Genomic DNA, 13,989 nt, shown 5'->3' with positions numbered 1-13,989 from the left:
CGCGGTGCGGCCCGGCGGCCTCCGAGCCGATCTCACTGCCGTGCTGACCACGGCGGGCCGCACCCGCCGACAGGGGATCGCGTGAGACGGAGGTGAGCTGCCAGGCCGCGCTGCGCCGCCGGGCTCAGTCCGGCAGTGCGGCCAGCGCCGAGCGGGCCCGCTCGCGGTATTCCCTAACCCGTGCCACCTTGATGTGCTCGTAGCCGCGGATGGTCTCCGGCAGTTCGGCGATCCGGACGACCGCGTCCGCGCTGTCCGGGGTGAGCCGGTCGAGGGCCTGCCGCATCAGCTCCTCGTACTCCGTGATCAGGGCGCGCTCCATGCGGCGCACGGCCGTGTGGCCGAAGGGGTCCAGTGGGGTGCCGCGCAGCCGTCGGGTGGCCCGCAGGGCGCGGAAGGCGGGACCGCTGGTGCGGCGCAGGCGCAGTTTGCGGTTCATGCCCAGGGCGCGCAGTACCGGCGGGTGCAGCAGGACGGAGACGGTGGCGTCCGGGCCGAACTCCTCGCGGATACGGGCCTGTTCGGCGGGGTCCAGATGCAGGCGGGCCACCTCGTACTCGTCCTTGTACGCCATCAGCTGGTGCAGCGCCTTGGCGAAGGCGAACGCGACGCGGCGGCCGTGCTCCTCCCCCGCACGCTCGGTGGCGAGGCGGGTGACGGTCCGCACCGCCCGGTGGTAGCGCTCGGCGTACGCGCTGTCCTGATAGGCCGTCAGGTCGGCCACGCGAAGGTCGATCGCCTCCTCCAGGGTGGTGCTCGGCCGGGCCGCCTCCTGCGGGGCGGTGACGCGCCGCGCCGCCTCCGGGTCGGCCACGGCGGCGCGGCCCCAGCGGAACGCGGCCAGGTTCTTCGCCACCGAGGCCCCGCCGAGTTCCACCGCGCGCTCCACCGCCTCGGCGCTGACGGGCAGGCAGCCGTGCTGGTAGGCCGCGCCGAGCAGCAGCAGGTTGGCCGGCATGTGGTCGCCGAAAAGCCGCTCCGCCAGGCCTTGGGCGTCGAGCGGGAGCAGGGCGTCGGAGCGGGTCGCGGCGGCGATCCTGGCGAGTGCGTCCTCGGGGCCGCCGGGCACGGGGGCTCCCTTGGTGATCATGGCGGCGGTGGGCACGACGGCCGTGTTGACGACGGCCACCGTTCGCTCGGGCGCGCAGGTGGTGAGGTTGCCGTCGGCCGCCGCGCCGAGCAGGTCGAAGCCGAGGAGCACATCGACGGTGGCGTCCGAGGCGCGCACCGCGCCGGTCACCGGGTCCTTGCCGATCCGCACATCGCTGACCACGGGGCCGCCCTTCTGGGCGAGCCCGGTCTGGTCCAGGCCCGCGGCGTACATCCCGTCGAGGTGCGCGGCCATCTGGAGGATCTGCGCGGCGGTGACCACACCGGTGCCGCCGATCCCGGGCATGCGCAGCACGATTTCCCGGCCGGTGAAGCGGCGCTCGGGGTCGGGCAGTTCCACCGGCGGCTCGGGGATGCGTCGTGGGGTACGTCCGGCCGAGGGGCCCGGTTCGACCAGGAGGAAGGAGGGGCAGTCGCCCTTGAGGCAGCTGAAGTCGGAGTTGCAGGAGGGCTGGTGGATGCGTGTCTTGCGGCCGAATTCGGTTTCGACGGGCTGCACCGACAGACAGGTGGACTGCTCGGCGCAGTCCCCGCAGCCCTCGCAGACGCGCTCGTTGACGACCACTTTCCCGGTGGGTGTCGGCAGCACACCGCGCTTGCGCAGCCGGCGTTCCTCGGCCGCGCACCGGTCGTCGTGGATCAGCACGGTGACGCCCTCGATCGCCGCCAGTTCGCGCTCGACGTCCGCGAGGTCGTCCCGGTGGCGCACCGAGGCACGCGGGTCGAGGCGGACCCGGCGGTAGGACCGTGGCTCGGGCGTGGTCACCACGATGCGCCGCACGCCCTCCAGCGCCAGCAGCCGGGTGAGCGCGGCGACGTCGAGGCGGCCCTCGACGCTCTGCCCTCCGGTCATGGCGACGGCCTCGTTGTAGAGGAGCTTGTACGTCATGGTCACCCCGGCGGCGACGGCGGCGCGGACGGCGAGCGAGCCGGAGTGGTGGAACGTCCCGTCGCCGAGGTTCTGCACGAAGTGTCCGTCGTCGGTGAACGGCGCGAGGCCGAACCACTGCGCGCCCTCGCCGCCCATCTGCGTCACGCCGATCTGGTGGCCGCGGTTCCCGCCGCCGTCCAGCGCGACCATGGCGTGGCAGCCGATTCCCACGCCGACCAGGGTGTCCTGCGTCGTGCGGGTGGAGATGTTGTGCGGGCAGCCGGAGCAGAAGAACGGTGTGCGGGCGGCGACGAGCGGCAGCATCCGCAGTCCCGACGGTCGTGGCCGCCGCACGATGACCGCCGCCTGCCGCGGGAGTCGCTCCGCGCCGATCAGGCCGGCCAGCGCCCGGGACACGTCGTCGGCCTTCAGGGTGCCACGGACCGGCAGCAGCGGGCGGCCTGTCTCGTCGAGGCGGCCGACGACGGCCGGGGCGTCGGGCCGCCGGTAGAGGGCCTTCTTCAGGTGGCCCTCCAGGAACGCGGTCTTGTCCTCCACCACCAGCAGCCGGTCCAGGCCCCGCGTCAGCTCCGCCAGGTGGTCACCGTCGAGGGGGAAGGGCATGCCCAGCGCGATGAGCCGGATGCCGAGCCGCTCTGTCTCCGCCTCGTCGATGCCGAGATCGTTCAGCGCCCGGCGGACCACCGCGAAGGACGTCCCCGACGCGATGACGCCCAGCGTCGCCTGCCGGGCGGAGGAGACGATCCGGTTCAGACGGTGCTCGCGCGCGTAGCCACGGGCGATGTCCAGCCTGCGGACCAGCAGGTCCTGTTCGGCGTCCAGCGCGGCGGGGCCCACCAGCACGGGCGGGGAGCCGGCCGCGCGCCGTACGGGTTCGGGGATGCCGTGGCCGAGACCGGTGAGGTCGACGGTCGCCGACGAGTCCGCGACATCGGCGACGATCTTCAGTCCCGTCCAGAGCCCGGCGGCCCGGGAGAGGGCGACCGCGTGCAGCCCGTAGTCGATGAGTTCGCGCACCGAACCGGGCGCGAACAGGGGCATGCACAGGCTCTGGCACATCGGCTCGCAGGAGCTGGGCACCGTGGAGGACTTGCAGTCCGGGTCGTCCCCGATCCAGGCGACCGCCCCGCCGAGCGGCGCCGTACCGGCCAGCGTCGCGTGCCGGATCGCGTCGGCGGCCCGGTCCAGGCCCGGGTTCTTGCCGTACCAGAAACCGGTGACGCCCTCGTGACGACGGCCCGGGAGCTGGTCGAGCAGCTGAGTGCCGCCGACCGCGGTGGCGGCCAGTTCCTCGTTCAGCCCGGCCTGGAACACCACCCCGGCCTCCTCCAGGAACCGGGCCGCGCGGCCCATCTCCAGATCGACGCCGCCCAGCGGGGAGCCCTGGTAACCGGAGACGAAGACCCGGGTGTCCAGACCGCGCGCCCGGTCCAGCCGCCGCTGCTCCAGGGTGAGGCGCACCAGCGCCTGCACTCCCGACATCGGAGCGCGTCCCTCCGAGGCCGTGTACGTGTCGTCGCGCGACGGGGAGATGGGCAGGGCACTCACGGAAATCCTCCACAGAGCCGGGGAGCGGGGAGTGGGAAGCAGGGAGTGGGAAGTGGTCCACAGCACAGCAACCACACCTCGACCGACGCAAGGACCGCGCGAGAGATCACCGCGAAGACGCAAAGAACCTATGGACACAGCGCGATGAGCTCGATTTGATTGCGTCATTGTGCCGAGGCGGAGGACTTGCGATGACGCCGTACGAGTTGGACGAGATCGATCACCAGTTGCTCCGCCTGCTCCAGGCGGACGGCCGCCGTACGTTCTCCGAGATGGCCCCCGAGGTCGGGCTCTCCGTCGCCGCGGTCAAACGCCGGATCGACCGCATGCGCCAGGCGGGGGTCATCACCGGCTTCACCGTCAAGATCGACCATGCCAAGCTCGGCTGGGGCATCGAGGCCTTCACCGAGCTCCGCTACGCCGGTACCACCAGCGTCAGGGACATCCTCAGCAGCACGACCCGTACGCCCGAGGTGCAGGCGGTGTTCACCATCGCGGGAGACCTCGACGCCCTGGTGCACATGCGGGTGCGCGACATCAACCACCTCCAGGAGGTCATCGACCGGCTGCGCGGCACGGGCAAGGTCATCGGCACCAGGACCCTGATGGTGCTCGGGTCGTGGTCGAGGGAGGACTGAGACGGCGGTCAGCCCTTGAATCCCCCGCTTCACGCTCAGAGTTCCGCGTGCGGCTTCCCGCTCAGAGTTCCCCGTGCAGCTTGGCGATCAGGGGCACGATCCGCGGCATGAGGCGGCGGCTGAGCACCACCTCGGTCGAGGTGCGCTGGACCCCGTCGATCGCGATGATCTGCTGGAGCACCTCCTCCAGACCGGCGTTGTCCTTCGCCACCACACGGCAGAGCAGGTCGGCGTTGCCCGCGACCGCGTTCGCCTCGATGACCTCCGGAATGTCGGCCAGCCCGCTGAGCGTCTGCTCGATCATGCCCTGGGCGATGTGCAGCCGGACGTAGGCCAGTCCGGAGTAGCCCATCGCCGCCGGATCGAACTGCGGGCGCCAGCTGATGAGGATGCCGAGGCGCTGGAGCTTGTCCACCCGCGCCTGCACGGTCGCGCGGGCGACGCCGAGCCTGCGCGCGTACTCACGGACTCCGGCGCGGGGCTCCTCCGCGATAAGGCGCAGGACGTCGAGGTCTAACGGTTCCAGAAACGCCGACATCTCATCTCGACCTTCCGTATGAACACCTGGCAATGGTGTGACGGTGAATTCTGCGCCAATGGTAAGGGACTTTCGCGGTCACTTGAACTCCTGGACAGATGGACGTCAGTCTGGCCGGACCTGACCAGTCAAAGGGAGAGACGCATGGGACAGACGCTGGCCGAGAAGGTGTGGCGATCGCACCTCGTTCGCTCCGCCCCCGGGGAGCCCGACCTGCTCTACGTCGATCTGCACCTGCTGCACGAGGTCAACACGCCGATCGCGTTCGACGGTCTGCGCGCCGCCGGCCGTACCGTGCGCCGCCCGGACCTCACCCTGGGCACCGAGGACCACCTGGTGCCCACGGTGGACCTGTTCCAGCGGATCGAGGACCCGGCGATGCGCAGGCAGGCCGCGCTGCTGGCCGAGAACTGCGCCGAGTTCGGCATCGAGGTCTACCGGGCCGGGGACCGGCAACGCGGCATCGTGCACGTGATCGCGCCGGAGCTCGGGCTCGTGCACCCCGGGATGACGGTCGTGTGCTGCGACTCGCACACCACCACGCTCGGGGCGTTCGGGGCCCTCGCCTTCGGCATCGGCACCTCCCAGGTCGAGCACGTGCTCGCCACCCAGACGCTGCCCATGACCCGGCCGAGGACGATGCGGGTGACCGTGACCGGCACCCTCGCCGACGGCGTGTACGCCAAGGACCTGATCCTGGCGCTGATCGCCCGGATCGGGACGGCGGGGGCGCAGGGGCACATCGTCGAGTACCAGGGCTCCGCCATCGACGCCCTGTCGATGGAGGGCCGGATGACGGTGTGCAACATGACCGTCGAAGCCGGCTCCCGCGCCGGCATGGTGGCCCCGGACGAGAAGACCTTCGCCTACCTCGAGGGCCGCCCGCACGCCCCGGCGGGAGACGCCTGGGGGGCCGAGCTCGCGTACTGGCGCACCCTGCGGTCCGACGACGACGCGGTGTTCGACAAGGAGGTCGTGCTCGACGGCTCCACGATCGCCCCGTACGTCACCTGGGGCACCAACCCCGGACAGGCCGCACCGCTCGACGGCGTCGTGCCGCATCCGTCGTCCTTCGCCGATCCGCAGGAGCGGGCGGCGGCCGAGCGCGCGCTCGGCTACATGGCCCTGGAGCCCGGTACCTCCCTGCGGGACGTCGAGATCGACACGGTGTTCATCGGGTCCTGTACCAACGGCCGGATCGAGGACCTCCGCGCGGCCGCCGACGTCCTGCGCGGCCGCAAGGTCGCCGAGGGGGTCGAGGTGGTGCTCGTGCCCGGCTCGGACACGGTCCGCGCCCAGGCCGTCGAGGAGGGTCTCGACGAGGTCTTCACCGCCGCCGGGGTCCGCTTGCGCACCGCGGGATGCTCGCTGTGCGCCGCGGTCAACGAGGACCGGCTGCGCCCCGGGCAGCGGGCCGCGTCCACCAGCAACCGCAACTTCGAGGGACGGCAGGGCAAGGGCGCCCGGACGCATATCGTCGCACCGGCGGTGGCGGCCGCCAGCGCGGTCGCCGGCCGCCTCGCCGCCCCCGCTGACCTGGCGCCCCGGAAGGACATCGGCTGATGCGCACGTTCACCGTCCACACCGGACAGGCCGCGCCCCTGCGGATCGACAACGTCGACACGGACCAGATCATCCCGGTCCGCTTCCTCACCCGGCTGACGAAGGCCGGTTACGGCCAGGACCTGTTCGCCGACTGGCGGGACGACCCGGAATTCGTCCTCAACCGCGAGCCGTTCGACTCGGCGACGGTCCTCGTCGCGGGCCGGGACTTCGGCACCGGCTCCTCGCGTGAGGGCGCCGTCTACGCGCTGACCGACTGGGGGTTCCGCGCGATCATCGCGCCGCGGTTCGGCGACATCTTCACCGGTAACGCCTACCAGAACGGGCTGCTGCCCGTCGTGGTCCCCGAAGACGTCGTCGTCCGGCTGTGGGACCTCCTGGACCGGGAGCCCACCACGCCCGTCACCGTCGATCTGGAGGCCGGTGAGGTCCGGGCCGGTGACATCCGGCAGCGGTTCAGCGTTCCCGCCGAGACGCGCAGGCGTCTGCTGGCGGGGCTCGACGAGATCGGCAACACGCTGGACCACCTGGACGCCATCGAGGCGTACGAGGCCGGACGGCGCGCCGCCCTGCCGACGACCGGGCGGACCGACCGGCTGTCGTAGCGCGGGACGGACGGAGCGGCACGGACGGAGCGGGGCGGACAAAGGGGCACGGACGGAGCGGGGCGGCTGCCGGTGACCGGCCGCCGCCCCGCTCCGTCAGGCCCGTCAGGCCGGCTCAGGCGTTGGTCGCGTCGGCGCGGACCGCCGAGGACGCCGGCTCCCCGGTGCCGGCCTCCGCCGTCTCACCGGTGATCGCTTCGAGGCTGCGGCCGTTGCTCCGCGGCCCCAGGACACCGACGTTCACGCACATCAGCACCAGCAGGGTGGCCGAGCCGATGAAGACACCGATCGAGCCGAAGGCGTCCAGCAGCGCCACGCCCGCGAACGGCAACGCGGCCGCCGACAGACGGGACAGCGCGTAGGCCATGCCGATCGCGGAGCTGCGGACCTGAGTCGGGAACAGTTCGGTGTGGTAGATGTGGTAGGCCCCGCTCAACACGTTGTTCGACATCGTGATGACCAGGCCCGTCGCGACGATGAGCACCGGTGAGGTCGCGGTCCCGAACAGCAGCCCGGCGCCGGCCGTGATCAGCCCGGACGCGATGATCAGGTGCTTGCGCTCGTACCGCTCGACCAGCGGAATGGCGATCGCCGCACCGACGGGTGCGCCGATGAAGGTCATGGCCGTGTAGCCGAGTGAGTCGACGATGTCGTAGCCCTTGTCCAGCAGCACGATCGGCACCAGCGACGAGAAGCCGTACTGGCCCACGGTCTGGAGCAGTTGGAAGACCCAGAGCATCACCGTCCGGCGCCGGTACGGCGGCCGGAACATGTCGGCCAGCGAGACCCGCCACACCGTGACCGGCGCCGGCGGCTCCGGGGCGGGCAGCGGCCCCCGCTCGGCCTCCACGACGCGCTCGATGTCGGTGACGATCCGGTCCGCCTCCTCGACCCGGCCCCGCTCGGCGAGCCACCGCGCGGACTCCGGCAACCCGCGGCGCACGATGAACACGGCCATCGCACCCAGACCGCCGCACAGCAGCAGCCAGCGCCAGCCCTCCCACAGGAAGTGCGAGCGGGCGACCAGCACACCGCCGAGAAGTGCGACGACCGGGGTGCCGAAGAACCCGATGGTGTAGGCGACCGCGATCATCCGGCCGCGCCTGAGCTTCGGCATGTACTCACTCAGGTAGGTGTCGATCAGGATCAGCTCGGCCCCCATGAAGACGCCGCACAGCAGCCGGATCGCGATGAGCACGCCGATGTTCGGCGAGAAGGCGGCGAGCACCGAGAGCACCGAGTAGGTGCCCAGGTTGATCATGAACATGCGCCGGCGGCCGTACCGGTCCGAGGCGATGCCCAGGAAGATGGCGCCGAAGATCATCCCGAGGAACGGGGCAGCGATCAGCGTGGCCTTGACGTACTTCCCCAGATGCCATTCCTCGCCCAGGACGCCTCCCAGGACGCCGCTCATGAAGACCTCGTAGAGGTCGAAGAACGCGGCCAGCCCCACCAGGAGCGTCCGTCTCCAATGCCACCGGGCGACCGGGAGCCGGTCGAGCCGAGCGGCGATGAGCGCTGATGCGGAACGAGCGGCGGCACCCACGTCGTTCACTGCCACGGCATTCTCCTCCTTGAGGCGACAGCGGTGCCCCAGCGCGTACGACGGGGCCCCGTCCCAGGGACCCGCGGCGGTCACTGCACGCCAGGCCACGATGCCGGGCAAGGTATGCGGCACGCGTCACCTGGGTCAATAACGCGGGGGAATAATGAGCAACTGGTCAGATCGCATGGGCGATCCGACGGCCAGCGGTCGGCACGTGGTCCACGGGCGCAGGGTCATCCCGAGCCGCCGCGCGGGGCCAGGCGTCGCGCTCCGGCAACTGTGACCCGCCGCCCGCCCAGCCGAACTCACCGAGTGCTGAGCGATCCGCGGCGGCTCGTCGCCTGACCCGTGGCTTCCGGGTCAGGCCCGGTCGTCGGCCAGGCGAGCGTCGTAGGCGGCGCGGGCCGCGTGCACGCGGGCCGCGTTGGTCTTGGACCAGTCGGCGATCGCGGTGGTGAGCGTTCCCGCTTCGCGGCCGAGGCCGGTGAGGCGGTACTCGACACGCGGAGGGATGGTCGGGTGGATGGTGCGGCTGACCAGGCCGTCGCGTTCGAGGTTGCGCAGTGCCTGGGTGAGGGACTTCTGCGTCACGCCTTCGATACTCCGGCGCAGTTCGGTGAAGCGGAGCGGCCGGTCGTTCCCGCTCAGCACTCCGAGTACATAGAGCGACCACTTGTTCGCCAGGACGCTCAGCACCGTGCGCGACGGACAGTCTTTCGCATAGGTGATCCCCGAGTTGGTATCCATGAGGTACCTATATATCCAAACGGTTCCTACTTCACAATCGGCACCAGCCACCGGCAGGCTTGTGAGGCCGCTCGCGGTGACGAAGCGGCCTCACTTTCTTTGCGCCTGTTGAAGGAGACGTCATGATCTTGGTTACCGGAGCGACCGGCAGGATCGGTTCCGAAGCGGTGCGCCTGCTCGCCGGGCGCGACCTCCCCACCAGGGCGTTGGTGCGCGACACGTCCCGCGTACCGAAGGACGGGGCCTGGAGCGGCGCAGAGGTTGCCGTGGGTGACTTCGACCGCCCGCATACGCTGGACGAGGCGATGCGCGGTGTCGGCACCCTGCTGCTCATCAGCCCGTCGCTTCCCGGCCAGGAGATCGCCGTCATCGACAGCGCTGCACGCCAGGGCGTACAACACATCGTCAAGATCACGAATCACAAGGCCACACCCGACTCCCCCGTCGACCGCCGCCGCGACCATGCGCGCATCGAGGCTCATCTGAGGGCGAGTGGACTCCGGTACACGCTGCTCGGGCCGAATCTCCTCATGCAGAACCTGTTCGCCGTGGCCCCGATGATCAAGCAGACGCACGGGTTCGTCATGTCGGCCGGCGAGGGCCGGTTCGGGATGGTCGATGCCCGTGACGTGTCCGCATGCGCGGCGGCCGTGGCAGCCGCTCCCGCCGGTCACGTGGGGCGCACCTACTTGCTGACCGGGCCGGAGCTCGTCACCTACGCCGACGTGGCCGCCGAGCTGACCCACGCCTTGGGCCAGGAGATCGAGTACCGCCGGATCACGCCCGAGCAGCACCGGGAGGCAATGGTCCAGGCAGGGCTGCCCGAGCCGGTCGCCGCCTCCAACGCCCAGGTCTTCGGCCTGATCGCGGAGGGAGACGCCGCGTGGCTGTCCGACGATGTCGCCTCTCTCACCGGAACCAGCCCCCGCGGCCTGCGCGCCTTTGTCACCGACCACGTCGACGCCTTCCGGTAGAAGCTCGGCGCGTCGCTGGCTGATCGGCGTGTTCACCCGGCGTGGTTCGGCGCCCGGTTCGGCCCCCGGCGGTTGTCGGCGTCCTCGGCACGGCCGCGCCCGGTGGCCATCGCGCACACGCTGCGCGTGCGGTGAGCGGTTGAGGCGCCGCGGTCCCCGGCGCGTCGACAACCCTCTGCGCCGGGCGTCCACGGTTCTGCTTCGCACCCGTCATGCCGGAGCGGTATAACGGCGGTATGCCCGACGAGCCCTCCCCCGCCTCACCGCCCACCGCCGTTTCGGACCTCGACCTGCGGCTGGTGCGGTACTTCGTGGTCGTCGCCGAGCACCTGAACGTCACCCGGGCAGCCGAGGCACTGCATCTGGCCCAGCCGTCCCTGAGCCGCCAGATCCAGCGGCTGGAGGACGTCCTCGGGGTGCGCCTGCTGGAGCGCACCACGCAGGGCAGCGGCCTCACCGCGGCCGGCGCGGCATTCCTCCCGCAGGCACAGGCACTCCTGCACGCCGCCCAGCAGGCGGTGCGCACCGCGCGCGCCGCGGCGCCGGCGCGCACGATCACCATCGGATACGTCGAGGACCTCGTCATCACCGGCGTGGTGCGGGACCTGCGCGACCGCCATCCCGACGCCCACGTCCGCACCCGTCACCTGGACTGGGACCAGGTCCGTGCCCTGCCCGACCGCCGGGTCGACGCGCTTGTCGTCCGCACGCCGCTGCCGATCCCGACCGATGGCCTGCGCGTGACCGTCCTCTACGACGAACCCCGGGTCCTGCTCGTGCCCGCCTCCCACCCCCTCGCGGGCAAGGAGTCGGTCAGCCCGGCCGACTTCGCCGACGAACCCCTGGTGGCCGTTGCCGGCATGGCCGCGGTGTGGAACGGGTTCTGGCGGCTCGATCCCCGCCCGGACGGTGCCCCGGCTCCCCACGGTCCGGTGCTCGTCGACACCTTCGAGGACAAGCTGGAACTGGTCGCCGACGGCCAGGCCATCGCCCTCGTGCCGGCCTATGACCGGCGCTGCGCGCTCCGGGACGACCTCGCCACCGTCCCCATCGAGGGAGTCGAACCCTGTCAGGTGGTCGTCGTCACCCGTGCCGACGATCGCAACCCGCTCATCGCCCACTTCCGCGACTCCGCGAAGAATCTCCTGGTCCCGGACGCCTGACGGGCCCGCCCCCATGGGTCGGTGAGCGGCCGCGCGAGCCGGCGGCGTGCGGCCATGAGCCCGGAGGACCTGGCCGGCGAGGGCCCTGGGCAGCGGGAGCCGGGGCAGCTCGACGGCCGGCGGGTCCGGGGCCGGGTCGGGCCACCACGACGCCCCTGAAACCCAACGAGCCCACCCCGCAGCATGCGGGGTGGGCTCGTCTCCCGAGCGCTGGGCAGGCCTTGCACCCGCATCTCCCCGCAGGAAGCGGGGCGTCTTTCCTTGGACCACCAACGCGCGTCCGGCGGCCGGGAGTTCGGGCGCCGCAGCAAGATCAAGTGTAGCGCACGGTATCGACCAGCCGCCTCACCCACCATCCGCGCCCAGAGCGGTGCGCGATGGCGTGCGACGGTGTGCATTGAACGCCAGCCGGTAGGCGCTCGGAGATGTCCCCACGAGTCGTGTGAAGTGGTAGCGGAGTGAGGCCTGCGAGCCGAATCCGGATTCTTCCGCCACCTGATCGGCCGGCAGATTCGTGGTCTCCAGCAGTCGCCGGGCGCGGTCGATGCGCATCTGCAACAGCAACTGCTGTGGCGTGGTGCCGATCTGGTGTCTGAACTTCCGGTTCAGGCTGCGCACACTCATCGCCGCATGCCGTGCGATCGCCGTGAGATCCAGCGGCGCCGTCAGGTTCTTCTCCATCCAGTCGATGGTCGGCTGGAGCGAATCACTCGTGTCGCCGGGACTGACGTGCTCGATGAACTGCGCCTGGCCGCCGTCCCGCCACGCCGGCATGATGACGCGCCGGGCGGTTTGCGCGGCCAGTTCCGCCCCGGCTTCCGTCCGTATGAGGTGCAGACAAACGTCCAGCCCGGACGCCACACCGGCGGAGGTGAGCGTCCGGCCGTTGTCCACGAACAGCACGGCGGGATCGACCTCCACGGCGGGGTGTCGCCGCGCGAGTTCATCGGCCCACTGCCAGTGGGTCGTCGCCCGCCCCCCGTCGAGCAGGCCCGATGCGGCCAGGGTGAAGGCCCCCACGCATATCGACGCGATGCGGCTTCCGCGCGCCGCCGCGTCGCGCAACACCTGGACCACCTCCGGGTCCGGAGGATCGAGAAACCGTTCAGTGCCCGGGACGATGACGATCTCCGCATCGGCCACCGCGTCCAGATCGTACGGAGTGCGCATCTCCACCGCGCCCCAGCCGGCCGCGGTGCTGAGGAAGCGGCCCGGTGCGCAGAGGCGCACGTCGTAGCGGGGAGGGGACGCCGCGCCGGGGCCGTCCACGGTATTGGCCGTGCCGAAGACCTGACCCGGGGTCATCAGCTCGAATCCGAGGGCTCCGTCGAGTCCGAGCACCGCGACAACCGTCATGGCCAGATCTTAGCAACATCAGGCCATCTGGCCACTTGAGTGATCGACAACAGAGCCCGGAAACTGACATTCCACACCCTTCGACGCCTGCCGCCGGGCCCGGCACCGCCCCGGCGGCCGCCCTCTGGCAAGGAGCACTCTCATGAGCGGCGATGACTACTCCAGCGCTTTTCCGGACACCGCACTCGCCCGGACGGCTCACACCTATCTGACCGGCATCGCCCCCACCAGTCTGGTCAACCACAGCCTCCGCAGTTACCTGTTCGCCCGGGCCATCGGCGACCACCAGGGCCTGCACGCGGATGCGGACTACGACGACGAGCTGCTCTTTCTCGGCTGCGCGCTCCACGACATCGGCCTCACCGACGAGGGCGACGGCGAGCAGCGGTTCGAGGTCGACGGCGCCGATCTCGCCACCAGGTTCCTGATCGGGAACGGGCTGGACGAGGACCGGGCGGCGATCGTCTGGGACGCGATCGCTCTGCACACCTCCCAGGGGATCGCCAACCGCAAGCGCCCCGAAATCGCCCTGACCCATTCCGGGATCGGAGCGGACATCTTCGGCCTCCATGCGGACCTGCTCCCCGAGGGCCACGGCCTCAGCGTCCACGCCGACTACCCCAGGCTGGACCTGGGCCGCGACATGGCCGACATCATCGTGGCGCAGGCCACCGCCAAGCCACACAAGGCGCCGCCCTTCACCTTCCCCGGCGGGGTCCTCCAGGAGCGGTCACCAAAATCCGCGGTCCCCGGGTACGCGCAGCTGCTGGCCGCCTGCCCCTGGGAGTCCTGAGCAGGACGGCCGGCCGATCCTTGCGGTAGCGGCCGGTGAGCAGGCCGCGTTCCGCTCAGGAGAGCTGTCGCCAGGCGTGGTCGAGCGCGGCGCGCAGCTGGGCGGTCCGGTCGGCGGTGAGACCGTCGGTCATGCGCCGCTCCACGTCGCGCACGGGCTCTGCGTAATCGGCGAGGAGCTGGTGCCCGAGGTCGGTCAGCGCGATGAGGAGCTCGCGCCGGTTGGCCGGGTTGGGGCGCCGGACGACGTAGCCGCGGGCCTCGAGGGTGCGCACCATGTCGGCCATGGACTGGGCGGTGACGAAGGAGTCGCGGGCGAGCTGAGCGGCGGTCAGGCCGTCATGCCTCTCCAGCACGGTCAGCGCGGTGTATTGCAGGGCGGTCACACCCGCGGGCTTGAGCACCTCCTCCAGCCGTGCCCGCACGACCAGCTCGGTGCGTTTGACCAGGTACAGCAGTGAAGGGGCAGCCTTCCCACCTCGACCGGCCGACTGCATGGCGGTTTCCGACACGGCGC

General features: G+C 71.1%; 12 protein-coding genes. 6 read left to right on the top strand and 6 right to left on the bottom strand.

The features are described 5' to 3' along the window. Positions 1 to 124 precede the first annotated feature (124 nt). Positions 125 to 3,550, bottom strand: coding sequence for an indolepyruvate ferredoxin oxidoreductase family protein (locus N6H00_RS37915; protein ID WP_268976432.1), 3,426 nt, complete (start codon positions 3,548 to 3,550; stop codon positions 125 to 127). A gap of 191 nt (positions 3,551 to 3,741) precedes the next feature. Between N6H00_RS37915 and N6H00_RS37910 the strand changes: the two genes are divergently transcribed. Continuing rightward, entirely contained in the window at positions 3,742 to 4,188 is a 447-nt protein-coding gene (locus tag N6H00_RS37910; protein ID WP_268976431.1) for an Lrp/AsnC family transcriptional regulator, read from the top strand. Positions 4,189 to 4,249: 61 nt separating this feature from the next. Here N6H00_RS37910 and N6H00_RS37905 read toward each other — a convergent pair whose 3' ends face one another. Continuing rightward, entirely contained in the window at positions 4,250 to 4,726 is a 477-nt protein-coding gene (locus N6H00_RS37905; RefSeq protein ID WP_268976430.1) for an Lrp/AsnC family transcriptional regulator, read from the bottom strand. Between the two features lie 144 nt (positions 4,727 to 4,870). Here N6H00_RS37905 and leuC point away from each other — a divergent pair, with 144 nt between their 5' ends. Together leuC and leuD are read left to right on the top strand one after the other, a co-directional pair. Next, entirely contained in the window at positions 4,871 to 6,289 is a 1,419-nt protein-coding gene (leuC, locus tag N6H00_RS37900) for a 3-isopropylmalate dehydratase large subunit (RefSeq protein WP_268976429.1), read from the top strand. Continuing rightward, on the top strand, positions 6,289 to 6,894 hold the full coding sequence (gene leuD / locus N6H00_RS37895; RefSeq protein ID WP_268976428.1) for a 3-isopropylmalate dehydratase small subunit: 606 nt from the start codon (positions 6,289 to 6,291) through the stop codon (positions 6,892 to 6,894). The genes leuC and leuD overlap by 1 nt, the downstream gene beginning before the upstream one ends. A 115-nt stretch (positions 6,895 to 7,009) precedes the next feature. Here the strand turns inward: leuD and N6H00_RS37890 are convergent, their stop codons facing one another. Together N6H00_RS37890 and N6H00_RS37885 are read right to left on the bottom strand one after the other, a co-directional pair. Then, positions 7,010 to 8,455, bottom strand: a complete 1,446-nt coding sequence (locus tag N6H00_RS37890) for an MFS transporter (RefSeq protein WP_268976427.1) — start codon at positions 8,453 to 8,455, stop codon at positions 7,010 to 7,012. Between the two features lie 345 nt (positions 8,456 to 8,800). Beyond that, positions 8,801 to 9,187 (bottom strand): winged helix-turn-helix transcriptional regulator, encoded by a 387-nt coding sequence (locus N6H00_RS37885; protein ID WP_268976426.1) that lies wholly within the window; start codon positions 9,185 to 9,187, stop codon positions 8,801 to 8,803. Positions 9,188 to 9,309: 122 nt separating this feature from the next. Here N6H00_RS37885 and N6H00_RS37880 point away from each other — a divergent pair, with 122 nt between their 5' ends. Further along, positions 9,310 to 10,161 carry an SDR family oxidoreductase gene (locus tag N6H00_RS37880; RefSeq protein ID WP_268976425.1) on the top strand — a complete coding sequence of 284 codons (852 nt, stop codon included), beginning with the start codon at positions 9,310 to 9,312 and terminating at the stop codon, positions 10,159 to 10,161. 236 nt (positions 10,162 to 10,397) lie between these two features. After that, positions 10,398 to 11,324, top strand: a complete 927-nt coding sequence (locus N6H00_RS37875; protein WP_268976423.1) for a LysR family transcriptional regulator — start codon at positions 10,398 to 10,400, stop codon at positions 11,322 to 11,324. A 345-nt stretch (positions 11,325 to 11,669) separates the two neighbouring features. On the opposite strand, the gene N6H00_RS37870 is transcribed toward N6H00_RS37875, so the two are convergent. Then, positions 11,670 to 12,680: a GlxA family transcriptional regulator gene (locus N6H00_RS37870; protein WP_268976421.1), complete on the bottom strand. Its 1,011-nt coding sequence runs from the start codon at positions 12,678 to 12,680 to the stop codon at positions 11,670 to 11,672. 142 nt (positions 12,681 to 12,822) lie between these two features. Here N6H00_RS37870 and N6H00_RS37865 point away from each other — a divergent pair, with 142 nt between their 5' ends. Next, complete coding sequence (locus N6H00_RS37865; RefSeq protein ID WP_268976420.1) at positions 12,823 to 13,473, top strand: HD domain-containing protein; 651 nt, start codon at positions 12,823 to 12,825, stop codon at positions 13,471 to 13,473. A 55-nt stretch (positions 13,474 to 13,528) separates the two neighbouring features. Here the strand turns inward: N6H00_RS37865 and N6H00_RS37860 are convergent, their stop codons facing one another. Next, positions 13,529 to 13,969: a MarR family winged helix-turn-helix transcriptional regulator gene (locus N6H00_RS37860; RefSeq protein WP_268977266.1), complete on the bottom strand. Its 441-nt coding sequence runs from the start codon at positions 13,967 to 13,969 to the stop codon at positions 13,529 to 13,531. Positions 13,970 to 13,989 lie beyond the last annotated feature (20 nt).

Origin of the sequence: Streptomyces sp. S465, from assembly GCF_026898115.1 — a bacterium.
In the GTDB taxonomy this organism is placed as follows: domain Bacteria; phylum Actinomycetota; class Actinomycetes; order Streptomycetales; family Streptomycetaceae; genus Streptomyces; species Streptomyces luomodiensis.
The sequence above is the reverse complement of the archived record's forward strand: the minus strand, read 5'-3'. Positions and strand labels throughout refer to the sequence as shown.